Origin of the sequence: Paucisalibacillus globulus DSM 18846, from assembly GCF_000482485.1 — a bacterium.
GTDB lineage: Bacteria > Bacillota > Bacilli > Bacillales > Amphibacillaceae > Ornithinibacillus > Ornithinibacillus globulus.
Window position 1 is genome coordinate 391,302 of the sequence record NZ_AXVK01000001.1, and the last position, 22,457, is coordinate 413,758.

General features: G+C 35.3%; 21 protein-coding genes and 1 riboswitch. Of the genes, 7 read left to right on the top strand and 14 right to left on the bottom strand.

Features of this window, described 5'->3' with window-relative positions:
• Nucleotides 1-129: 129 nt before the first annotated feature.
• From K332_RS21835 to K332_RS0102090, 6 genes are all read left to right on the top strand, one after another.
• Nucleotides 130-405 carry a phage holin gene (locus K332_RS21835; protein ID WP_036687840.1) on the top strand — a complete coding sequence of 92 codons (276 nt, stop codon included), beginning with the start codon at nucleotides 130-132 and terminating at the stop codon, nucleotides 403-405.
• Nucleotides 380-1,807: an N-acetylmuramoyl-L-alanine amidase family protein gene (locus tag K332_RS24365; protein ID WP_051359319.1), complete on the top strand. Its 1,428-nt coding sequence runs from the start codon at nucleotides 380-382 to the stop codon at nucleotides 1,805-1,807. The genes K332_RS21835 and K332_RS24365 overlap by 26 nt, the downstream gene beginning before the upstream one ends.
• 172 nt (nucleotides 1,808-1,979) lie before the next feature.
• A complete protein-coding gene (locus K332_RS0102070) occupies nucleotides 1,980-3,767 on the top strand; it encodes a M3 family oligoendopeptidase (RefSeq protein WP_026905931.1) in 1,788 nt (595 codons plus the stop codon).
• 62 nt (nucleotides 3,768-3,829) lie between these two features.
• Nucleotides 3,830-3,933, top strand: a riboswitch (TPP riboswitch).
• Between the two features lie 114 nt (nucleotides 3,934-4,047).
• Nucleotides 4,048-4,611, top strand: a complete 564-nt coding sequence (gene thiT, locus K332_RS0102075) for an energy-coupled thiamine transporter ThiT (RefSeq protein WP_026905932.1) — start codon at nucleotides 4,048-4,050, stop codon at nucleotides 4,609-4,611.
• Between the two features lie 591 nt (nucleotides 4,612-5,202).
• The gene (locus tag K332_RS0102085) at nucleotides 5,203-6,624 is read left to right on the top strand and encodes a hypothetical protein (RefSeq protein ID WP_026905933.1); all 1,422 of its coding nucleotides are present in this window, start codon (nucleotides 5,203-5,205) and stop codon (nucleotides 6,622-6,624) included.
• Between the two features lie 76 nt (nucleotides 6,625-6,700).
• On the top strand, nucleotides 6,701-8,080 hold the full coding sequence (locus K332_RS0102090) for a Glu/Leu/Phe/Val family dehydrogenase (protein ID WP_026905934.1): 1,380 nt from the start codon (nucleotides 6,701-6,703) through the stop codon (nucleotides 8,078-8,080).
• A 242-nt stretch (nucleotides 8,081-8,322) separates the two neighbouring features.
• On the opposite strand, the gene K332_RS0102100 is transcribed toward K332_RS0102090, so the two are convergent.
• The 11 genes from K332_RS0102100 to K332_RS21845 all read right to left on the bottom strand — a co-directional run bounded on the left by K332_RS0102100 (nucleotide 8,323) and on the right by K332_RS21845 (nucleotide 17,558).
• On the bottom strand, nucleotides 8,323-9,582 hold the full coding sequence (locus K332_RS0102100; protein WP_026905935.1) for a Ger(x)C family spore germination protein: 1,260 nt from the start codon (nucleotides 9,580-9,582) through the stop codon (nucleotides 8,323-8,325).
• Entirely contained in the window at nucleotides 9,579-10,667 is a 1,089-nt protein-coding gene (locus K332_RS0102105) for a GerAB/ArcD/ProY family transporter (protein ID WP_026905936.1), read from the bottom strand. The genes K332_RS0102100 and K332_RS0102105 overlap by 4 nt, the downstream gene beginning before the upstream one ends.
• Before the next feature lie 11 nt (nucleotides 10,668-10,678).
• Nucleotides 10,679-12,205 (bottom strand): spore germination protein, encoded by a 1,527-nt coding sequence (locus tag K332_RS0102110; RefSeq protein WP_026905937.1) that lies wholly within the window; start codon nucleotides 12,203-12,205, stop codon nucleotides 10,679-10,681.
• 621 nt (nucleotides 12,206-12,826) lie between these two features.
• Nucleotides 12,827-13,684, bottom strand: coding sequence for a DUF421 domain-containing protein (locus K332_RS0102115; RefSeq protein ID WP_026905938.1), 858 nt, complete (start codon nucleotides 13,682-13,684; stop codon nucleotides 12,827-12,829).
• A 15-nt stretch (nucleotides 13,685-13,699) separates the two neighbouring features.
• Nucleotides 13,700-13,903 carry a DUF1657 domain-containing protein gene (locus tag K332_RS0102120; protein ID WP_026905939.1) on the bottom strand — a complete coding sequence of 68 codons (204 nt, stop codon included), beginning with the start codon at nucleotides 13,901-13,903 and terminating at the stop codon, nucleotides 13,700-13,702.
• Nucleotides 13,904-13,921: 18 nt separating this feature from the next.
• A complete protein-coding gene (gene spoVAE / locus K332_RS0102125; RefSeq protein ID WP_026905940.1) occupies nucleotides 13,922-14,272 on the bottom strand; it encodes a stage V sporulation protein AE in 351 nt (116 codons plus the stop codon).
• Nucleotides 14,269-15,285 carry a stage V sporulation protein AD gene (gene spoVAD / locus K332_RS0102130; protein ID WP_026905941.1) on the bottom strand — a complete coding sequence of 339 codons (1,017 nt, stop codon included), beginning with the start codon at nucleotides 15,283-15,285 and terminating at the stop codon, nucleotides 14,269-14,271. Before spoVAD ends, spoVAE begins: the two co-directional genes overlap by 4 nt.
• Complete coding sequence (gene spoVAC / locus K332_RS0102135) at nucleotides 15,286-15,765, bottom strand: stage V sporulation protein AC (RefSeq protein WP_026905942.1); 480 nt, start codon at nucleotides 15,763-15,765, stop codon at nucleotides 15,286-15,288.
• A 39-nt stretch (nucleotides 15,766-15,804) separates the two neighbouring features.
• Nucleotides 15,805-16,275 (bottom strand): hypothetical protein, encoded by a 471-nt coding sequence (locus tag K332_RS0102140; RefSeq protein ID WP_026905943.1) that lies wholly within the window; start codon nucleotides 16,273-16,275, stop codon nucleotides 15,805-15,807.
• Nucleotides 16,276-16,329: 54 nt separating this feature from the next.
• A complete protein-coding gene (locus K332_RS0102145; RefSeq protein ID WP_026905944.1) occupies nucleotides 16,330-16,536 on the bottom strand; it encodes a DUF1657 domain-containing protein in 207 nt (68 codons plus the stop codon).
• Between the two features lie 305 nt (nucleotides 16,537-16,841).
• Nucleotides 16,842-17,558 (bottom strand): hypothetical protein, encoded by a 717-nt coding sequence (locus K332_RS21845; RefSeq protein ID WP_051359320.1) that lies wholly within the window; start codon nucleotides 17,556-17,558, stop codon nucleotides 16,842-16,844.
• Between the two features lie 431 nt (nucleotides 17,559-17,989).
• Between K332_RS21845 and K332_RS0102160 the strand changes: the two genes are divergently transcribed.
• Nucleotides 17,990-18,400 (top strand): YwpF family protein, encoded by a 411-nt coding sequence (locus K332_RS0102160; RefSeq protein WP_026905945.1) that lies wholly within the window; start codon nucleotides 17,990-17,992, stop codon nucleotides 18,398-18,400.
• A gap of 104 nt (nucleotides 18,401-18,504) precedes the next feature.
• Here the strand turns inward: K332_RS0102160 and K332_RS0102165 are convergent, their stop codons facing one another.
• The 3 genes from K332_RS0102165 to K332_RS21850 form a co-directional block, all read right to left on the bottom strand.
• Nucleotides 18,505-19,830 (bottom strand): (Fe-S)-binding protein, encoded by a 1,326-nt coding sequence (locus K332_RS0102165; protein ID WP_026905946.1) that lies wholly within the window; start codon nucleotides 19,828-19,830, stop codon nucleotides 18,505-18,507.
• Entirely contained in the window at nucleotides 19,827-21,239 is a 1,413-nt protein-coding gene (gene glcD, locus K332_RS0102170; protein WP_026905947.1) for a glycolate oxidase subunit GlcD, read from the bottom strand. The genes K332_RS0102165 and glcD overlap by 4 nt, the downstream gene beginning before the upstream one ends.
• A gap of 93 nt (nucleotides 21,240-21,332) precedes the next feature.
• Nucleotides 21,333-22,433 carry a CdaR family transcriptional regulator gene (locus K332_RS21850; RefSeq protein WP_051359321.1) on the bottom strand — a complete coding sequence of 367 codons (1,101 nt, stop codon included), beginning with the start codon at nucleotides 22,431-22,433 and terminating at the stop codon, nucleotides 21,333-21,335.
• Between the last annotated feature and the right edge of the window lie 24 nt (nucleotides 22,434-22,457).

The following is a 22,457-nucleotide window of genomic DNA, read 5'->3' on the forward strand; positions in this document are numbered from 1 at the left end:
TTTTGCCACTTCTTTAAGGAGTAACACGATTATAGTATTGAAAATATTCATATTATGGTTTTGCGCCTACACAATTAAAGGAGGTAATGAAAATAATAATATATACACGTGTAAGGGAGGTGTAAAAAAGTGGACAAAGGTACTGTTATTCGCACATCCGTGCTTTTCTTGGCTTTAATAAATCAATTACTAGTAATCTTTGGAAAATCACCCCTTCCAATAGATAGTGAGACATTAGAACAAGTTGTATCTTCACTTTTTACAATAATTATTGCACTAAATGCATGGTTTAGAAATAACTATATAACAAAGAGAGGAATTGCTCAGAGGGATATACTACGAGAAAAAGGTCTAATCAAAGCAAAGGAGAGAAAATCTAATGGCAAGACCAATCTTAATCATTGATCCTGGTCACGGTGGTAAGGACCCAGGTGGTGGTACAAATCGTTATTGGAAAGAGAAGGATTTAGCCTTAAAAATATCGTTGTATCAATATAATCGTTATAGAGAATTGGGTCTACCTGTTTCCATTACAAGGACAACGGATAAACATCTTTCACCTGATGAGCGGACGAGAATTGTTCGTGAAAGTGGAGCAAATTATTGTCATTCTAATCACCTTAATGCTGGCGGTGGGGATGGTGCCGAGGTAATTCATTCTATTTACGATGGCAAGGCTATGGCACAAAAGATTGCAGATGAATTAAAAAAGGCAGGACAAAATATAAGACGGGTGTTTACCCGAACACTTCCAGGAAACTCAAGCCTAGATTACTATTTTATGATAAGAGAGACTGGTAGTGTTGTAACAAATATAATTGAATATGGATTTGCTGATTCACCTGGAGACGATATTCAGCAATTGCGTAATCATCATTTGAAATATGCAGAGGCAGTTGTCAAAGCATTTTGTCAGTACGCAGGATACACCTACAAAGCTCCAACCGGAGAAGAAAGTAATGTCAATATTCCAATCAATCCAGCGCCGAATAAACCTAAGAAAGGTGGAGCAGACGGTTCAAAAGGGCAGTTTATTCATTTACCTGCCTCAGAGAATTCTTGGCGTGTATATCCACTCAATGTTGCCCCAGTTAAAGGAAATGAAAAAGGAGTGTTGAATCCGGCGAAATTTGGTGGACTAACTTATGAAATTCAAGGGCAGCCTCAGGCACATGTCTATATCATTCAAACTGGTGACTTTGGTAAGGTGCAACTATATGGGCATCCAAGCACTGGCGCAGTAATAAATAGTAGTGCTGGTTCTGTAACAACAAGTCCTTTAACGAATACGGATGAGAAGATTGAAAAGCATTTGCATCTAAAAGCTAGTGAAAGTTCGTGGCGAGTATATCCTATAGGGGTCTCTCCAGTAAAAGGAAATGAGGTTGGTTTCTTAAATCCGAAGAAATTTGGTGGTCTAACCTATGAAATCTTAGGAAGTACTGGTGCACATGTTTATATTATTGAGACGGCGGACTTTGGAAGAGTGCAGATTTATGCTGGTCCGAATACAGCATCTACCATAAGTGAAGATGATAATCGTGCATCCAATACTAACGTGAAAAGTTCTGGGGATCGCTATTTGAACTTACCTGCTTCAGAGAGTTCATGGCGAGTGTATCCTGTGAATGTTTCGCCGGTAAAAGGAAAAGAAAAGGGCTATTTGAATCCGAAGAAATTTGGTGGTTTAAAGTATAAAATATTAGGTACCACACAAGCACATGTCTATATTATTCAAACTGGAGATTTTGGTAAGGTTCAAATTTACGCTCATCCAACTACTGGGGCAACAATCTCAAATTCATAACGAACATAGGATGTCTTAATGGGAAATTATTCATTAAGACATCCTTTATTACTTAAGTGAATATATTTCGGAAATAAAATATTTCGGGTTATAAAATATTTTTAGTGAAAAACAGTTAATTTATTGTTAATATATTAATTAATTCTAATTTTAAAATTTAAGGAGAGATTTGATGCAACAAACTAGGGAGTACGAGAAGATATGGGATTTGGATGTCATTTTTCCAGGAGGAAGTGAGTCGAAGGAATTTAAGGATTATTTGAAAAACGTAGAGACGGAAATGGAAGAGTTATCAATCCTTGTTACAGAATATAAACCTGAAGAAAAGAATCCTATCTCTTTATTAGCTAATATTGTAAAAAAACTAGAAACTACGATGAAAAAACTTAGGGAATCCTTTGCCTACATAAGCTGTTTAAGCGCACAAGATGTTAAAGATGAAAATGCCAATATATTAGTTGGTAAAAGAAGTGATTTAGCTGCAAAAATGGGGGGGATTCGAACTGCTTTAAACCAAAAGTTCATTTCTGTTTCTAACGACACTTGGGCAAGTTTATTAGAAAATGATGAATTACAAGAGGTAGCATTTGTATTAAATGAAGCAAGAGAAAGTGCTAAAGAATTACTTCCATCAGAACAAGAAGTTATTATAAACGACTTAGCTGTGGATGGATACAATGCATGGGGGCAAATGTATCAAACTATTGTTGGTAATATGACCGTGAATATTACGGAGGACGAAGAAATTAAGTCTTATTCTGTAGGACAGGCTGCCAATAAATTAAGCAGTCCAGATCCAGAATTTCGCAAACATGTATTTACTCAAATGAGTACAGCATGGGCAGGTAATTCAGAATTATTTGGACAAACATTAAATCATTTAGCTGGTTTTCGTTTGCAGAAATATAAACACCGTGGTTGGGATAATGTTTTAAAAGAACCACTTAAGATAAACCGTATGAAAAAGGAAACATTGGATGCAATGTGGAATGCAATAACTAATAATAAAGAGCATTTTGTAATGTACTTAAACAAAAAAGCTGAACTACTTGGTAAAGAAAAGCTAAGTATATATGATATTGGTGCACCTTTAACTCAAACAGTTAAAAAAGTACCGTATACAGAAGGTGCAAAATTCATCATTAGTAATTTTAAACAATTTAGCCCTAAAATGGCAGATTTTGCTCAGAACGCTTTTGAAAAGCGTTGGATTGAAGCGGAAGATCGTCCAGGGAAAAGGCCAGGTGGATTCTGTACTAGCTTTCCAGATAGTCAGCAAACTAGAGTATTTATGACATACTCAGGTACCTCCTCGAATATTTCAACACTTGCTCATGAATTAGGGCACGCATATCATCAGCATGTTATGAATGACATGCACGGATTAAATCAGGGCTATGCAATGAATGTAGCTGAAACAGCATCGACATTTGCAGAAATGATAGTCGCGGATGCAACAGTAAAGCGTGCAGAAACTAGACAAGAAAAACTGGAATTATTAGAAGATAAGGTACAACGCAGTATAGCATTCTTTATGAATATCCATGCAAGGTACCTTTTTGAAACTAGATTTTACGAAGAACGTAAGCAGGGAATGGTTTCCACTAAACGTCTAAATGAGTTAATGGTTGAGGCGCAGAAAGAAGCATATTGTGATGCACTTAGTGAATATGATCCTACTTTCTGGGCATCCAAATTACATTTTCATATTACGGGAACACCTTTCTACAATTTTCCATATACTTTTGGATATTTATTTAGTCTTGGAATCTATGCACATGCACAGAATAGCAATAAGAGTTTTGAAGATGAATATATTGCATTACTTAGAGATACAGGCCGAATGGAAGTAGAAGATTTAGCAAGAAAACATTTAAATGTTGATCTTACAAAATCTGATTTTTGGGAAAACGCAATCGCACTTTGTGTGAAGGATGTTGAGGAGTTTATTTCTTTATAATCTAGATTGATTGCTAAAATGCTATACTTAAGCTACAATAGTTTTAACAAAAAAAGTGAAAAATAGCCCACAGGGGGAGCCTAATTGGCTGAGAGTGAACACTTATGTTCAGACCCTTAGAACCTGTTAGTTAGTACTAGCGTAGGGATGGTGGCTTTTGTGATGGATAAAGTATGCAATGTGAGCGGAATTCCCCATCAGGAAGCTTCCCCTTGGCATTGCTTTTTTTGTGTCTAAAAATTTTTTAGATTTTTAGAATACATTAGGGGAGGAATATGATGTGAGTTCGAAAAAAATATTATTTATGGTTGAGGTTGCTGTGTTTACAGCGTTAGCTTTAATATTAGATTTGTTACCAGCGTTTAAGATGCCTAATGGAGGATCCATATCATTTGCTATGATTCCAGTATTTATTGTTGCTTTCCGTTGGGGATTAAAAGGAGGGCTTCTTACAGGGCTCTTGTGGGGAATTCTTCAAATGGCATTTGGTGCATTTATTCTCCACCCATACCAAGCATTTATTGAATATGGTTTCGCATTTACCGCTTTAGGCGTTGCAGGAGTCTTTGCTAAACCAATACAACAATCACTTAAAGATGGAAAAGTAATGAAACGATTAACATATATTACATTAGGTGTATTTATTGGTACAGGATTACGTTTTCTAGCTCACTTCTATGCTGGAATTGTGTTTTGGGGTAGTTCCGCACCAGAAGGTCAACCTGTATGGCTATTTTCACTAATATATAATGGTTCTTATATGTTGCCTTCATTCATTTTGTCAACAATAGTAGTCTTTTTCTTGTTTATCAAACAACCTAAAACATTGCTGCAATCAGCTTAAAATAAATAATCCGTTCACATCAAAAGAGTAATCTCGTAATTGAGGTTACTCTTTTTAATTTGCTATTTTCTAAAAAGTAGTTAGTGGCACAATTTGTTTAGACTGCGCAGTAACTAGACCCAAGTTTTGTTTGGGTGCAAGTTTAGTCTAGGAGGGCTTATGTTTTCCCTATTTGGTAGCATGGTTTTACGCACCTTTAGATTTCAACACAGAAATCTGTATATTTAAATGGAAACCTACGTACTACATAATAAATGATTTTAAGTTACGTCATATTTTCCATCAACTGTGAAAATACAAAGCATTAAATTTTACGAAGGTAGGTTAATTAAACCTTTATACTAAAGGGAAGGGGCGAAGAGAATGAGGGAATTAGTCGGTAAATGTAGTAAATGTCAGAATGAAGTTTTTTGTGAGAGTGGGTTTCTAAATGGAAGCCATAGAAATGGAAAGTTAATCTGTTTTGATTGTGAAGAAAAGAAAAAAGAGGACTAGTTATGATTAAATACCTATTTATTTTTGTCTAACCCTTTCACCGCTGTGTTTAAAAACGCATAGGCTATAGCACAACGGAACGAAAGGAAGATGTAAATGGTAGAGCTGACTTTAGTCCATTGGCTTTATGGTATTTTTACGCTCGCTATTATTGTAACAATGATATTCCGAAAAGGTGTCGTGCTTCCTACTCTACTCGGTACATTTATAATTGCATGGGTATATAAGGGAAGCATTGTTGATGGCTTTACTGCAATATTTAATGCAAACTTAATTGCTGCTCAAGAGTTGTTTAGTATTTTCTTAATCATTACTTTCATGTTAGCCTTATTAAATTCGTTGAAGGATTTAGGGGCAGATGTTCGAATGATTCAACCAATACAAAAAGTTATGGTGAATGGCCATATATCATTCTTTGTATTGGTAGGTGTAACCTATATTATTTCATTGTTTTTTTGGCCAACACCAGCGGTACCATTAATATGCGCATTACTAGTACCTGCAGCTGTAAGGGCAGGGTTACCAGCAATTACAGCTGCTGTAGCAATTGCACTTGCTGGTCAGGGTATGGCTTTATCCTCTGACTATATTGTACAGGTCGCTCCGAGTTTATCAGCAACTTCTGCAGGTTTAGAGGATGCCGGGGGTGTGGCTGACAAATCACTGATATTATCCTTAATAGCAGGTGGCATAGCCATATTACTTGCATACTTTATGTATCGAAAGGGTATTCGTTTAAAGAATGATCCACAAAATCAAAGAGACTTAAAAATTTTAAATGCAGCAGAGAATTCCAATAATGAAGCTAAAACAAATAACTTAACGAGATGGAGTAAAGTATTTGCTATATTTGTTCCACTTTCACTATTAGTTGTTGTCATTTATATGATGTACAATAAATTATTTACTGGAAGTGGTGGTTTAGTAGGTGGGGATGGTGCGGCATTTGTAGGTGGAGTTGCTGTTATCTTATTACTCTTATCTACGATTGCTTTTGGTAAACATCACGCACTCGACTATATTTCAAATCATATTACCGATGGTTTTGTATTTGCTTTTAAAGCGATGGGGCCGGTTATACCAATTGCAGGATTTTTCTTTTTGGGAAGTGGAGATTTTGCTGGGAATATATTAGGGGTGGAAGAGGGGCCGTCTTTATTATTTGGTTTGGTGGAAGCTACCCAAGAATTCTTACCTCAAAGTGCCTTGTTAGCTGCATTTAGTCTTCTAATCATTGGTATAATAACGGGATTAGATGGTTCGGGTTTCTCGGGTTTACCGCTAACAGGCGCTCTTGCAGCATCACTTGAAACCCAAGGTATGGATACGGAAACTTTGGCAGCAATTGGCCAAATGGGAGCAATTTGGACTGGAGGGGGAACGATTGTTGCTTGGTCATCCCTGATCGCTATAGCAGGATTCTGTGGTGTTTCCGTTATGGAGTTAGTCCGTAAAAATTTTATCCCAGTAATTGCAGGATTAGTTATCATGACTTTATTTGCTGTGTTTATTCTGTAAATTGAGATTATTTATTGGTATCTCTGTTTGATTTTGTTACACTCTTATTATAGTTAAATATTATGGAGGTTTTATTTTGGTGAATCAAACGGTAGATATTGTAAAAGATTCTTTAAAGGTATTAATCGATGATGGGAGCTTTTTACCAGATTTAGTAGGTGAGGGTAGAAATAAAGCATTTACATCCTTACTTTCTATCCTTTCAACACCCAATCATGTAAACAAATCATATCTAAGGATTGCACTTGAAAATGGTCAAGTTGTTCGGATTCCGGCCTTTCGGGTACAGCATAATAATGTGCTTGGTCCGTATAAAGGTGGTATTCGCTTCCATGAAACGGTAAAAGAAGATGAGGTTGTGAATTTAGCTTCCTTAATGACATTAAAAAATGCATTACATGAAGTGCCTTTTGGTGGTGGAAAAGGTGGAGTGATTATTGACCCTCGAGAATACAGTGAAAAGGATCTTTATGTAGTTTGTAAGAAATATGTTCAATATTTTAGTGATATTCTTGGACCTGATAAAGACATTCCTGCACCCGATGTTGGAACTGGGGAACGGGAAATGGATTGGATGATGGCAGAATATAAAAGTATTCGCCCAGGAGAATCATACCTTGGTAGCTTTACCGGTAAAAGTATTATTAATGGAGGTTCTTTAGGTCGGCGAGAAGCTACTGGGAAGGGTGTATACTTCACATTTCGTTATTTACTACATGACTTTGCCCGAGCGAAAGAAAACTGGTTAGCTGAACGCGACAATAAATTTGCTAAAACAACTTTAACCTTGAAGGATCAGTCATTAAAATTAGCGGTTCAGGGATTCGGAAATGTTGGATCTGTGGCTGCCTTATCGGCATTTCAATGTAATCATCTAAATAATAAAGTTGTTGCGGTAAGTGATCGGAATGTGACACTTTACAACTCGGATGGTTTAGACATTCCGGCATTAGTAAAATTTGTTTCAACAAATAAAGGTGATCTTCCTACCTCAGAAGAACAATTAGGAAATGCGGCTATAAAAGCTAAAATCTTAGGTCGTGAGGAAATTATTACATTGGATATTGATGTTTTATTCTTAGCAGCGCTAGAGAATCAAGTTAATAAAGATAATATGTCAGACATACATGCAAAAATTATAGTGGAAGGCGCTAATGCACCTATAACAACTGAAGCGGATGCTTATTTAAGCAAGAAGGGGATTATTATTATCCCAGATATTTTGGCAAATGCCGGGGGAGTAATTGTTTCTTATTTAGAGTGGCTTCAGGGAAGAGAGACACAATTTTATACGGAAGAAGAGGTATTTGATAAACAATTTACTAAAATGAAAGAAACATTTGATTCTATATACCCCCAGTTTTTTGATGATCCACTTCCACTTAGGCAGAATTGTTACATTCATGCGGTAATGAAACTTTCTACTATATTATATCGTCAGGGGAAACTTTATTAAATGTTATAAAATAAAACCAGGAGGTCTGTGGTATAAGTAAACTATTTATACCACAGACTATTCTAATATCACAAACTTTCTTAAAAACTAAGAATGGAAAAGAAGGGAGTAACGAGGATTCCGATTGCTAAGATGAAAACGGAGATAGCCCCAACTTTACTTTTTCCTTTCCATAGTGTTATGGAAAAACCAACTGTATAACAAAACATGACTATCATAGTTGATAAAACAGCAATAATCACTTAATCCCGAACCTCCTCCAAGCTTGGTAAGCCACCTTGTCTTCCGAAACTTCCTAGTTCTACGTTAACAGTAATGTTTACTTTCATATCGGGATAGGTTTTCATCCAATCAAAATCCTCCCACTCCGGAATTGTTAGAAATTTTTTCCTTGCGATTAATGACCATCCAAATGGTTCTGTTTTATATTCTTCTTGTGTTTTTTTAACAAAATCTTTAAATAACTTTTCTAAAGTATCTTCAAACGATTTTTTTAATTTTTCTTTATTTTGTTCGTTTAATTGGTACTCTGTCATACTATGGTTGGATAAAAGGTCTATTGATACTGGTAAAGTTACATTAATCTCTGGTTGTTCTTTTTTTAAATCCATTTTTATCTTTATATCACTAATTTTATTTACTCGGGTAGATATATGGTAATTTTCATCAAATGGATCTGGGAAGGATGCCAAAATGTCCACGCCGTTCATGGTTGGATTTAGCAAAAAAGCGAGGCGCGTATCCTCTATCGTAATTACATCTATCATTTTTCCTTCCTTAAAGACGGCAGCACCTGCAAATTCGGTCGGGTTTGTTTCACCTTCGTAATGAAATTCACCTGCTATAACTTGATCTGGTTCTTTACCATGTTGTTTCTCACTTTTTTCCGTTGTCCCATAAATTCCTAAAAAGAGATCGGCATCTGCTTCCGTTATTCGAAAGAAGGTGTTCAAATCAGAAACTGGCAACATGGCAGTTTCCTTTCCACGTGCAAAAAGCATTTTGAAATATTCATGTGGTCTTGTTTCTAATTTAGGTTGATTAATCTCTAAAAACGTTAAGGTATCTTCCTTCGTTATTAATAGCTTAGAATCCCTCCGGATCTCCATCGACTTCGTAGCATCATAAATCCATCTAACAAAATCATCATCTCTGGCAAAATCCTCTGACACCACAATGATTTGAAGAATATCGTATGTAATTTGTTTTGCTATGACCGTGTTAGCTAAATTTCGGGAGGTAACGAAGTCTTCTGCTTCAAACGAAATGATTTCACGTGGTGGTTCACTACTGCTTCCACCCCCAACAGCAGCAGTACCAGCTTCAGGGTTAGAGATTAAATAAGTGACTTTAACCAGATTTTCACTCTCTTCAGCTTTATCAAGTCCAATTGCAATAACATAGGCTTGCTCTTCTGTTTCTTTTTGATCCCAACAACCGCCGAGTATTAATAGTAAAACGAATAGGGAAATAAACTTAACTATGCTAATCAACTTTATCATTTTTTAGTGACTCCTTTTAGCTTTGCAACCAACCACATGAGACAAGGTAAAAAGAAAAAAACAGGTGTTGAAATAGATAATAAGCCCTGTCTTAATTGAAAAATGGTACTGGATGTGCTTTCAGGGATAACTCCAATAAATACAATCAAGGTTGCAAGGGTTGGAATAACATATTCAAAATGCTTGATTTTAAATAGATGTCCAAACAATATTGCGGTTAAGTAAAGATAAATAGCGAATCTTACGATTGAAGCAATAATCCAAAAGGGAAAGAAGAATGTTTCTAAGTTCGTTAAAAAACCTCCTGTAATCGTTCGAATGACTTCATGGTATGGATAATTTAATTCCATAACTGAGTTATAATCAAAGAAAAAAACATAGCTTGCCATTGCTATCGTTAAATTAAGGACAATGATAATAAAAGCAATCCATGTACCCTTTTTAAAATTTTTCGTACTGCTTATATAAGGGATAAGAATGAATAGATAGAGAAGATCACCATAAATGGAAAGCTTTAATGCACTTTCTTTCAATACTTCCCAACCACCTGGTCCAAAAAGAGGAAAAAGAAAATGGACATTTCCCTGAGTTATGGTTAAGAGTAAGGCAATAAAAAAAGTTAGCTGTAAATAGGGATAAGTTAGATAAGCAACGGAGCCAATTTGTTCTAACCCTCTTTTGGCCCCGTAAGCACATACTAACATCAGAACACCATAAATAATAATAGTGGGTGTTTTGATGTAATATACCGATGTGATAATATCTGCATAGATAGCTGTGTCAATAATTAATGCGGAAAATAAAAACACCCATAAAATAAACACGATGCTGAAACCAAAGAATTTACCAAACAAATCATTGGTAACATGGATTAAACCTTTCCTGTCATAACTGGTAACGACCTTTATTAGTAGGTATATAGGAATAATCGCAATAATTCCATTTATGAGAGGGGCCATCCAACCTGCATTGTGCAAGGATTCAAATAAAATAGCTGGTGTATCATCAGCAACTTTTGTGCCAATCATGATGATGGTAAGGACGATGAATTCCTTTAATCCGATTTTACCCTTTGATTCTTCCATTCATTATCTTCCTATCTTTTTTCCATATCTTTTGGCTTTAGATAGCCAGGTCGAAAGATTTCATTTTTTAATATTCTTCGAAATACCGTATCGCCGGATGAAACGTAAGTTGGAGTCATCGGGGAAAGATAAGGTACTCCGAATGATTTAATGGAAACCAAATAAAACATTCCTGCAGTAAAAAATGCAGTTATCCCATATAATCCAAAAAAACTGGCACTAACTAGTAACAAGAATCGGCTAATTCGAATTGCGAAGTTCATACTAATATCACCAATTGCAAAGGAACTTAAACCCCCTAATGCCACCACAATAACAACAATTGGACTAACAATATTGGCTTGTACGGCAGCTTGACCTAAAATGAGTGCTCCAACAATTCCAATGGTTGGACCAATTGGACTAGGTACGCGTAACCCAGCTTCTCTAATTAGTTCAAATGCTAATTCCATAACAAGAACTTCAAAAGCAGCGGGGAAAGGAACTTTTTCTCGTGTAGCTGCAATCGCAAGCAATAAATCAGGTGGTACCATTTCTGAATGGAACGTGACAACTGCCACATACAAAGATGACGTAAATAGGGTAATAAATAAAGCTAAAAATCGTAATAATCTTGTAAAGTTCCCATAAGGAAATCGTAAATAATGATCCTCTGAATTATGATAAAAGGACCAAAACGTTGCAGGTAATACTAAAGAATCCGGTGAATTGTCCATTAGTAAGACAATATGCCCATCCTCTATAAAAGAAGCAGCCCGATCAGGACGTTCTGTGTATAAAATGGTTGGAAAGATAGAATATTTTCGTTCTTCTATCTGTTGTTCTAACAAGCTAAGATTTTGAATAGCATCAACATTCAATGAGTCCAGACGGTTTTTTACATTTTGTAGTATTTTATTATTAACCAAATCTTTTTCGTAAACTAAAAAAAGATTATTATTCGACCGCTCAGAGATTACTAAAGATTCTACAACTAAGTTTTCATTCTTTATTTTTTTTCTTATTAAGGAAATGTTTGTTGCTGCTTTTTCAATAAATGCTTCCTTTGGTCCTTTTACGACGTTTTCATTTTCCGGTTTTTCTACGCTTCTAGCCTCAAACTGGCTTGCTCCTATTAAATATACGCGGCTTTCACCTTCTATAAAGAGTGCGACATTTCCTTTGTTTATTTCAATTAAAGCTTCATTGATAACTATTTTTGGAGTGATTGACTGAGCTGTAACAATTTCACTAATTTCCTTAGTTTTATCCTCATTTGTAAGCAAAGGGCTTATAATATGTTCTTCTATAACCATTGGATTTGTTATCGTATCTATGTATAAAATAGCTCCATTTTTCCTTAGTCCAGAAATATTCATTTTGCGAATTTTAACATCTTGGTTGTTTGGATAGGAGTAAATGGATTGAAATATTTCTAATGTCTTATCTAAGTTTGGGTCTATAATTGCTTCCTTTACTTTTATATCCTTTATTGAAGACTTTTTGTCTTCCGGTGGTGGGCTATCCTCTAGTAATTTTTTAAATCGTTTTCTTAACATTTCATCTGACAACTCCAACCTATAAATTTTGTAGCATTTTAAATCACTGTAAAAATATACAGTTTAAGGTTTCACTCTATTACGTTTCCATGTTAGTTGGTAAAATATGTGGTGAATTTAAAAAGTAGACTGTTTTCGTAATGTTTGTTTCTATTTTCTTTCAGGATTGATGGAAACTGCGCGGTAACTTTAATTAAGAGGTTAGTGTAGTGCTAAGACACCGCTCCGGCAGAATACTCCGCTTTCCGCGGGCACGGCCTCAGCCTCCTCGCGGAAAGACCACCGCTTCGGGGTCTTCGGACACGTGCTATTCCCGCAGGAGTCTACGTATTCTGCCTGCGCTAGTATTGGCTTTCTAAATAAAAATTGTTTTATCACACATTTTCATTAAAAATCACGTTTAATCAAATTTAAGCTAAACCAGCTCCGGAAATACACGGAGACTCCTGTGGGAGGCTTACCAGCCGCCCACGGAAAGCGAAGTGTATTTCCGGAGCGGGTATGACGCTCAGTCCAAACATTATTAGTTACCGCACAGTTTATAAAAATTGTATAATTAGCAACGATCTATGAGAAAACAGTCAAAAAGTAAAATCCTACTCGTTATTAGAAAGTAGGATTTTACTTTAATAATGGTGAAATATGATCAATTGCTTTTTGTAACTTCTCACTATTTTTTTTGTACATTTGCTTTGTTTTTTCATTTTCAGTTGCTAGAGCAAATAATTCTAAGTCAGCCTGACACTTTTTCATTGTAGCGAGTAACAATGGTTTCTGTGTAGGACTGGGTACTGCAATTGTATCGTCGTATAAGTCGATCGTTAATTGCCCGCTACTATCTACTTGTCCAAGAAATACATTTTCAATACTGACATTCATTTTTTCCAATTCTGTATCCAGCCATGTAGGATTTAATGATATATTTGCAAGTGGTTCAAGAAGAGGTCTTCCATCCATAATGACGGTCTGCGGCTCTCGTTCAGGTGCAATCTCTAGTTCTAAATCCTTAGCTGTTAGTGGTCTATTTTCACTTTTTAGGAGAGCGTTTAATTTGCCATTAGGTTCTAAGACAGCAAACTCAACGTCTGCTACTTTGAAAATGTTTTTCTCCCTCAGGCTCTCTAGTAAATCGTCCGTCGAGTAATGTTCCTTCTTAAGGTTATCTTCCATAATTTTTCCATTCTGAATGACAACCCTACTTTTGCCTTGAGTGAAATCGCGAAAGGCTTTACTCTTTAAGGATATTTGTTCAACTACAAAAGGGATAATGAACCATATAAACATGGAAATTAAAGCAAAATGGATAGGACTATCCAATGTACTTACATGAATGGCCACGATTCCACCTAAAACAATGCCAGTTATATATTCAAATATATTTAATTGCGATAGTTGTTTCATCCCAAGCCATTTTGTAAAGAAAAATAATATAATAAGGAGAGAAACAGCTCGAAATGCAATTTGAATCCAGTCTGCCATAATAATAATTCCTCCTTATTGATTGTATTGTGGTTCTTCTCTACTTAATAACAGAACTTGTTTTTCTAAGTCCTGTTTTATTTCTTGGACTATACTTTCTACTTCTCTATAGACATTTCTAGCATGTAATTCATTTGTTTGATTACTGAGAATGGATAAGGTTGCTTCAATACTTTTAATACTTGCATAGCATGTTTTCACTTGTGATCCGACTGTCATAGGAATCCCCCTAATAAGTTATCCTTTTGGTTTAAAAAGCAAGGCTCCAATCATTCCAAATATAATCGCTGCGGAAATACCAGAACTAGTCACTTCAAACATTCCGGTTATCACTCCGATAATTCCGTGTTTTTCTGCTTCGGCCATTGCGCCGTGTACTAATGAATTACCAAAACTGGTTATAGGTACGGTTGCCCCTGCACCAGCGAAATCGATTAATGGTTCGTACAATCCAAATCCATCGAGGATTGCTCCTGCAACAACTAAAATACTCAATGTATGTCCGGGACTTAATTTGAAAACATCAAACATTATTTGTCCTATTACACAAATTAAACCTCCAATAACAAAAGCCCAGAAAAAAATCATATAATATCACTCCCAGTTTCAATGGATACTGCATGAGCAATACATGGAATTGGATCCTTTTGATTCACACTTAAAGGGGAGTGAAGGGCCCCAGTAGCTACTACAAGTATTTTCTCCATTTCTCCTTTTTTCATCAAATCTAGAAAATGTCCATAAGTAACAACTGCTGAACACGCAGGTCCACTTCCCCCAGCTAATACAGGTTGGTCTTCACGATATATGGTAAGTCCACAGTCAACAAAATTTTCTTCTGCAATATTTATGTCATTCTGATGGAGTAAATCTAATGCAACTTCTCTACCTATATGTGCCAGATCTCCTGTAATAATAAGGTCGTAGTATGAAGCATCGATATTTCTTTCTTTTAAATGAGTAATAATTGTATCTACAGCTGCAGGCGCCATTGCGCCACCCATGTTAAACGGATCTGTCATTCCCATATCAACAATTTTACCGATTGTTGCAGAAGTTATTTTTGGTCCATTTCCAGATTTAGCAACTAATGCACAGCCAGCTCCTGTAACAGTCCATTGAGCGGTAGGAGGCTTCTGACCACCATATTCTGTAGGATAACGAAATTGTTTTTCTGCTGCAGCATTATGACTAGAAGTACCACTAAGTATATATTCTGCACCATTCGCATTAATCATAAAGGCTGCAAGTGCGAGGCTTTCCATTGATGTAGCACAGGCACTAAATAAACCAAAATAGGGGGACCCAATTGTATTAGCAGCAAAACTAGTAGGTGTTATTTGATTGATTAAATCACCACTGATGAAGAATGATACTTGTTCTTTTTCAATGGGGCTATTTTTAATTGCATACTGACATGCTTCTTCCATCATCTTTTGCTGTGCTTTTTCAAAGGAATCTTCCTCTAACCACATATCGTCATGTAATATATTAAATGCATGTGGAATCTTTCCATTGGCTTCGAATGGACCACCAACAGTGCCAGTTGAAATGATTACAGGGTTATTTTCAAATATCCAAGTACGATGTCCTGCTAGCATTTAAAATCCACCCCAAGATATTATAATTGTTTTTATTAATGCCACTATGAAAGCAGAGAAAACACCAAATAATATAACAGAACCCGCTAATTTAAACATGTTACCACCAACACCGAGTACAAATCCTTCGGTGCGATGCTCGATGGCAGCAGAAATGACAGCATTACCGAATCCAGTAACGGGTACAGCAGAGCCGGCTCCAGCGAATTGGCCGATGCGATCATACACGCCAAACCCTGTAAGTAGCATTGTGATAAAGATTAATGTTGCAGTAGTAGGGTTTCCAGCTGTTTGTTCGGTGAAATCAAAATAATATATATATAATGTAGAAATTAGCTGGCCGATAAAACAAATAAATCCACCTACAAAAAATGCTTTTAAACAATTTTTAAGGATAGGACGCTTTACCTCTCGTTCATCTTGAAAAGCTTGATAATTTTGAGCTTTTGGAGGGAGATTTTTTTTCTTTTTATCTGCCATTTGAATACCTTCTTTCTAATGATCAACTAGTACTGGATGCTATGTTTGTTCCTTCAATAATTTACTGATGTGGTCAAGGCGTTTTTTTAATGCTTTTTTAGAAATGTTGTTATTCTGTAATTCTTTTTCAAGTGCTTCTAGTTCTAAAATTATCTTTTTGTCAGTAGCAAGCTCGACACTTATTTTATCCTTTTCAAATTTCTTATCCATTTCTTTTGATAAATCGTTATTTATTTTCGACAGTTTAAACCGATCATGGTGAGGAATCTCAATAGCTATTATAAGTAAATCATCGGAATTAACAGCGAAAATTTTCTGGATATCATTTTTTTGCGATAATATTCGCTTTGCTTCGTTAGCGTATTCCTGATTATAAGCTTGATTAGAGGAAATCTGTGTTATGTTAAGTTGTTCATGTGAGTTAGATGATTCAGATTTATCATTAGCACATCCAACGATTAGAAACAGAGATATAATCCCATATATGATTATAAATCGATATTTCACCATGTTATTCACCTAATTCTTTAAATGATTGAAGAGGAGAGGTAACCTCCTCTTCAGTTAGAAACCTTTATATTGTGGTTCTTCCTGCTCAATTTGTTGCACGCGAGGCTCGACACTGTCTAATATGCTTTGGGTTTGTTGTGCAGCTTGTTCATATACCTGTTTTGCTTGTTTGTTCTCCGTTTGAAGTGCAAACTGTTCGAAGCTTGCCTGCACACTTTTTAGTCCAGCAACTGCTTGTTTAATTTGGCTACCAACTGTCATGTGTTTTCCTCCTCAAAATAGCTTTCACTATATAGCATCGTGAAATATTGTCGAAATATACTTGTTAGGTGTTACCAATTTTCATTTAGAAATATCGTTAAAATAAGCGTTGTAGCTACTAGTGATATTCCGATTTGAGTCTTGTCCATAGTGCTTTTCATTTGAGAAATTGTACGTTATGACAAGTATTGATTTGCCTATCTTTGAAAGTTATTGAAACAAAAAAAGGTGCTCCACAATTGGAACACCTTTAGTAGTTAGCAAATTTATTTATAAATATCCTATAAAAAAACTGGTAATATTTATTATTTTTCTACTGTGAAAATCACCTCACTCACATTATTATTTGTGGTTTCAGAATGTAAATTATTTGGTTCAATAGTATCAGGCACAGTAATTGATAAGCTTTCTTCGTCAATCCAAGAAACGAACAAAATTGGCCATTGGTAATCAAGAAAATTATTTGTAATAGAATCGTTCTCGATGGAGAGCACATGCCATTCTTCTAAATCTATGACGACAACGTTAGAAAGTGGAAATTCGTGAGTAGAATTTCTGTTGAATTTTAGTAATAACTTTGAGTCCTCCGGTGATATTGTAACATGTTCAAATATCGCTAAATCTGCAACTAATAATCCTGTGTTTTCACTGGTCTCATCTAGTAAAAGATAGGAACATTCTTCATTGGTACACGAAAATTCGAGTAAATATATAATGTTTCCGTCTTTATTTAAAATATGTTGAATTCCCATCTCTTCAATAACAGCTTGTCGATCATCTGCTGCATGCAAATAAGCACTTAGAATTGGAATTTGCTTTAGGTTAACACGTAGAACTTCCTCATCTAATTTAAATTCAATAAATTCATCAACTTCTTCATTATCACTTACTTCTTCAATAAGTTCAGGTTCTTCTGCTACTTCCTCAGGTGGTGTATCCACCTTTACAATGGCAGGCTCATGATTTGTACAGGCAACAACAAAAAAAAGCAGGAAAGATAAAACACCAAGTGATTTTCGCATATTTTTTATGACACTCCTGTTAAGTGCTGTTTATTAAAAATTCTTCTCTAACTATACAGTATCACTTGGTGACTATAATAGGAACAGTTTTTGTGTGTTTTTTCAGTTAATATATAAATTAATCCTTTACGTCTTCTTCCACGGCAATAGCTTTGGCTATACGATTTGCACGAATCATGAGTAATATGATTAGAAAAACAATTAGTAAAACAGTAATTACTACTGATATCACGGGAAGACCCTCCATATTTTTATTTTAGTATGTGATTAACCAAAATAGTTATCATTAGTAAGAAAATTTTGGTACACTGAACTTAACCTTTATATTTACCAGGATTGATAAAAGCTTTGCGCCGAGATATGAAGAACTAACGCATATTCTAGAAGAAGAGCGAATGTGAGTTTTTTCAAAAAGAGGGGGTGGATAAAGAATGAAAACATTTTTGCTAAAAGGATTACAAATTATTGAAAGTCAAAATGAAGAAATAGTTAAGACAGATATCAATTTGTTAGATGGTCTCATTATTAACCGTGAGGATGATAATAATACATGGCTCATTGAGGCATTAGTAGACAAGAATTACTTAGATTTTTTTAAGGTAATACAAGAAAAGGAAGAACAAGTTATGATTGAAGTGAAGATATCAAAAACAACCAATGCTCCAGCAACATTTATTACATCCATTGATAGTATTAATAATATTGGAAAACATATAAATGTTATGTTAATGGGGAAAATTATTGATAAAAGAAAAAGTAAAATTGAAGAAATGCTTAGTGAATTAATTGAAAAGGGTTATGAGGGGGAAATTTTACTAACTAAATTCAAAAGTCTTCTATAAAAAAGGCTAGACCGTTATATCAGACTAGCCTCGCCATTACTTATAAGTAGTTGGAAAGCATAAAAATAACATACCTTTTAAAAGAAGGAAGAATGACTGTTTTTCTAAAGTGATTGTTCAAAAGCTTCAAGTAAGAAATCTACAATGTGAACAGCTCTCATTGTATCTGATAAACCTTCACGTTCAATTCCGAGCTTCATTTGTAGTAAACAACCAGGATTTGCTGTAATGATTGTTTTTGCTTTTGTCATTTTAGCTTGCTCCATTTTATAGTCTAGAATTTGCATTGACATTTCAGACTCCACAATATTATAAATACCTGCTGACCCACAGCACCTACTGGCATCTTTCATTTCTACATAAGTAACACCTTGAATAGATTGTAATAACTTCCTAGGCTCTATGAACGTTTTTTGACCATTCTTTAAGTGGCAGGAATCTTGATATGTAACAATCTGTTCTTCCAACCTTAGTTTTTCTTTATCAAAATCTAATTCAACTAAAATACTTGTAATATCTTTTATTTTTGAAGAGAATTTCTCTGCACGGTAAGACCATTCTGGATCATCTTTTAATAAATAACCGTAATCGACTAAAAATGCCCCACAACCACCAGCATTCGTAATGATATAGTCTGCACCTATATGTTCAAATGCTTCTATATTTTTTTTTGCCATTTCTTTCGATTTTTCACGTTCACCACTGTGACCATGAAGTGCGCCACAGCAATTTTGTGTTTCTGGTATAACTATTTCACAACCAGCATACTGGAGAAGTTTCATTGTAGAATCATTGGTTGACATGAACATCGTATCCATTAAACAACCAGAAAAGAAAGCAACTTTTTTCTTTTGAACGTGTATGGCATGAAGATGGTTTGGACGACTTTTTAGTTCTTTTTTCTTTGGTACAGTTGGAAGAACCTTTTCCATCGTTCTTATTGATTCAGGAAAGAAGTTCATTATACCACTTTTTCTTGCAACTTTTTGTAAACCAGAACGTTGATAAAAACCAAGCAGATTAGTTGCTGTAACCATGCGATTTTGATGTGGAAAGAGGTTGTTAAACACAATTCCACGAACCGTTTTTTCTACGATGGAAGACTTTTTATTTTGATATATGATGTCTCTAGCTTGTTCTAATAGATGGCCATATTTTACCCCTGAAGGGCAGACGGGTTCACAAGCTCTACAACCTAAGCATAAATCAAGTGAGCGCTTCACATCCTGGTCTGGAGCAATATCACCATCAACTACTGCCTTCATCATTGCAATTCGACCTCGTGGGGAGTGAGCTTCATCCATGCCAGATTCAATGTAAGTGGGGCAGCTTGGGAGACAAAAACCACAACGCATACAATTAAGTAACTCGTCATAATCCATCTTTTCCTTAAAACCTTGTGAGATTCTTTCCTTTTCTGCAGTTTTCATTTTTGAATCACCACTCTTTTTCTATCCGACATTGTGAACATTTTACCTGGATTCATAATATTATTTGGATCAAATGCTAATTTGATATTTCGCATAATATCAATGCCAGCTTCACCAACTTTTAAATGGAGGTAGGGAAGTTTCATTGCTCCGACACCATGCTCACCGGTTATCGTTCCTCCTAATTCGATTGCCTTTTTAAATATTTCTTCAAATGCGTTTTCGACACGCGACATTTCTACTTTGTCACGAATATCGGTCAAGCAAGTCGGGTGGAGGTTTCCATCACCAGCATGACCAAAAGTACAAATGGTTACTTGGTTTCGATTCGCTATTTCTTTAATGGCACTTACCATTTTTGCTATTTCAGAACGGGGTACTGTAGCATCTTCTAAAATCGTTGTAGGTCTTAAACGAGCTAGAGCAGATAAAGCGGCTCTTCTTGCTGTTGTTAATGCTTCTGCTTCCTCATTAGATTTTGCAAGTGTTACTTCCACGGCTTCATTTTCTCGGCAAATAGTTGCTATTTTTTCCATATCTGAGTCGACGACTGATTTCGGTCCATCTTGTTCAATAATTAAGACTGCCTTGACATTAGTAGGTAAGCCAATCTGAGCAAAATCTTCTACAGCTTTTAAGGTAGGCTGATCTAAAAATTCTAATGTTGCTGGAATAATTCGATTTGCTATAATGGCTGATACAGAGCGTGCTGCAGCATCAAGATTTTGATAGAGTACTAGCATAGTTTTCTTCGTTTCCGGTTTAGGAATTAGTTTTAACGTTGCTTCTGTAACAATGCCTAAGGTGCCTTCTGATCCGACAAATAATCTAGTAAGGTCATAACCAGCAACATCCTTTGCTAATTTTCCTCCGGTTTTTATAATTTCTCCATTGGGTAAAACAACCTCAAGCCCCAATACATAATCGCGAGTTACGCCATATTTTAACCCACGTAGTCCACCGGAATTTTCATTAATATTTCCTCCGATTTGTGAGATTTTCATTGAACTAGGGTCAGGAGGATAAAAGAATCCCTTATCCTCTATAGCTTCAATAAGTGTTTGGGTAACAACTCCGGGCTGTGTTCTAACAGTTAGATTTTCTTCATCTATTTCTATTATGTTGTTTAAATGTTTCATTAATAACACGATTCCACCGTGCAAAGGGGTTGTTCCCGCACTTAGATTTGTTCCAGAACCACGAGGAACTATCGGGATTTTATATTGATTACATAATTTCACTACTTTTGCTACTTCTTGACTGTCTCTTGGAGATACTACTGCATCTGGAAATGATTGAAATCCTGGTGTAGCATCGTATGAATAAGTTAGTAAACTAGTTTTTGAATCCTGATAGTTATCAAGACCAACAATAGAAATTAATGCTTCCTTTACATGCTTATCTAACATATAGGCATTCTCCTAAAGTTTTTCTTTTATTTTAATAGAAAAGAAGGGCGTTAGATATGGATTTTCACACAAATATTTAATGCGAAAATTTTATTATATTGGATGTTCATCCAAAAAGCGCATTCCCATATAAAATAGCGTGATGGAATGAGTATTTTTTGGGTTAAATCCTGTTAGCTGTTCAATACGGGCTAATCGATAATGTAGGGTGTTAATGTGAATATGTAATTCTTTTGCCGATTGCTTTAAATTCATATTATTCTTCAAGATTACTTTCAATGTCTGGAATAGGGATTTTTCCTTATAAAGATTAGAAAATACCTTTCTAGTAAATTCTTTCTTAACTTCAATTCCGATTTCATCCAAGCAAATTTCTAGTAATAAGTCTTCATAGGCTGTCATTGATTTGTATTTGCCAATTGATAGTGCTTTATTTGCATTCTGATAAGATTCTTTAATGATAGGAGAATGTGATATTGTACCAATTCCTATAGCTAGTTTAAGCTCGTTTTTGTATGCAACATAGCTATGAAATGATTGTAGATGAGATTTCAATTGGGATATTTCATAGGATTTTTCTTCCGTTATAAATAAGATTCGATTACGTCCCCAACGAATAGCAATACATTTAACTTTTAATTGAAGAAGGTTTAGGATTTCTTTTATCTGGTTGCTAGGTAATTCCTGTCTAGTATCGATAATCGTGCACCGGAAGGGAGGGGATATATCTACCCCGAGCATGTTCCCTTTGTTTATAAATTCTAACGATATGTCTTCTAATTGAATCCAGTCAAAAAAATATGCCTCTACTGCTCTTGCATGCCATTCGGTTTCTTGTATAAAGATATTCTCGCGGATTAGTAATTCAGTCATTTTTTTCATAACAGATGCAAATGGGATGATTTTATTTGGATCACCCGTAATACCTATAACACCAATTACGTTATTTTCTATTGTAATAGGTAAATTTACACCAGGTCGGATCCCCTCCAACTGTTTGATATGTTTCTCTGACAAGACTGTAGTTGAATTGCTTTTAATGGTGAGAAAGGCACCTTCATGAAAATCTCCTATACGTGATGAATCTGTACTTGCAATAATAATAGCTTTTTCATTTAGAATAATGATGTCTTCATTAATTAGTTTTCTAGTTTCATTAATAATTTTTTGTCCTAATTCAGGGGTTAGTTCCATTTTTATCCTCCAAAATATTAAACA

What these genes read in the sequence shown, in the direction of transcription:
- K332_RS0102120 (WP_026905939.1), bottom strand. Translation starts at nt 13,903, where the DNA reads ATGACAGTCGGATCACAAGTGAAAACATGCTATGCAAGTATTAAAAGT.
- K332_RS0102110 (WP_026905937.1), bottom strand. Translation starts at nt 12,205, where the DNA reads ATGTTAAGAAAACGATTTAAAAAATTACTAGAGGATAGCCCACCACCG.
- K332_RS0102165 (WP_026905946.1), bottom strand. Translation starts at nt 19,830, where the DNA reads ATGAAAACTGCAGAAAAGGAAAGAATCTCACAAGGTTTTAAGGAAAAG.
- K332_RS0102160 (WP_026905945.1), top strand. Translation starts at nt 17,990, where the DNA reads ATGAAAACATTTTTGCTAAAAGGATTACAAATTATTGAAAGTCAAAAT.
- K332_RS24365 (WP_051359319.1), top strand. Translation starts at nt 380, where the DNA reads ATGGCAAGACCAATCTTAATCATTGATCCTGGTCACGGTGGTAAGGAC.
- glcD (WP_026905947.1), bottom strand. Translation starts at nt 21,239, where the DNA reads ATGTTAGATAAGCATGTAAAGGAAGCATTAATTTCTATTGTTGGTCTT.
- spoVAC (WP_026905942.1), bottom strand. Translation starts at nt 15,765, where the DNA reads ATGGCAGATAAAAAGAAAAAAAATCTCCCTCCAAAAGCTCAAAATTAT.
- K332_RS0102070 (WP_026905931.1), top strand. Translation starts at nt 1,980, where the DNA reads ATGCAACAAACTAGGGAGTACGAGAAGATATGGGATTTGGATGTCATT.
- K332_RS0102140 (WP_026905943.1), bottom strand. Translation starts at nt 16,275, where the DNA reads ATGGTGAAATATCGATTTATAATCATATATGGGATTATATCTCTGTTT.
- K332_RS0102115 (WP_026905938.1), bottom strand. Translation starts at nt 13,684, where the DNA reads ATGGCAGACTGGATTCAAATTGCATTTCGAGCTGTTTCTCTCCTTATT.
- K332_RS0102105 (WP_026905936.1), bottom strand. Translation starts at nt 10,667, where the DNA reads ATGGAAGAATCAAAGGGTAAAATCGGATTAAAGGAATTCATCGTCCTT.
- spoVAD (WP_026905941.1), bottom strand. Translation starts at nt 15,285, where the DNA reads ATGCTAGCAGGACATCGTACTTGGATATTTGAAAATAACCCTGTAATC.
- K332_RS21845 (WP_051359320.1), bottom strand. Translation starts at nt 17,558, where the DNA reads ATGCGAAAATCACTTGGTGTTTTATCTTTCCTGCTTTTTTTTGTTGTT.
- K332_RS0102085 (WP_026905933.1), top strand. Translation starts at nt 5,203, where the DNA reads ATGGTAGAGCTGACTTTAGTCCATTGGCTTTATGGTATTTTTACGCTC.
- K332_RS0102100 (WP_026905935.1), bottom strand. Translation starts at nt 9,582, where the DNA reads ATGATAAAGTTGATTAGCATAGTTAAGTTTATTTCCCTATTCGTTTTA.
- spoVAE (WP_026905940.1), bottom strand. Translation starts at nt 14,272, where the DNA reads ATGATTTTTTTCTGGGCTTTTGTTATTGGAGGTTTAATTTGTGTAATA.
- K332_RS21850 (WP_051359321.1), bottom strand. Translation starts at nt 22,433, where the DNA reads ATGGAACTAACCCCTGAATTAGGACAAAAAATTATTAATGAAACTAGA.
- K332_RS0102145 (WP_026905944.1), bottom strand. Translation starts at nt 16,536, where the DNA reads ATGACAGTTGGTAGCCAAATTAAACAAGCAGTTGCTGGACTAAAAAGT.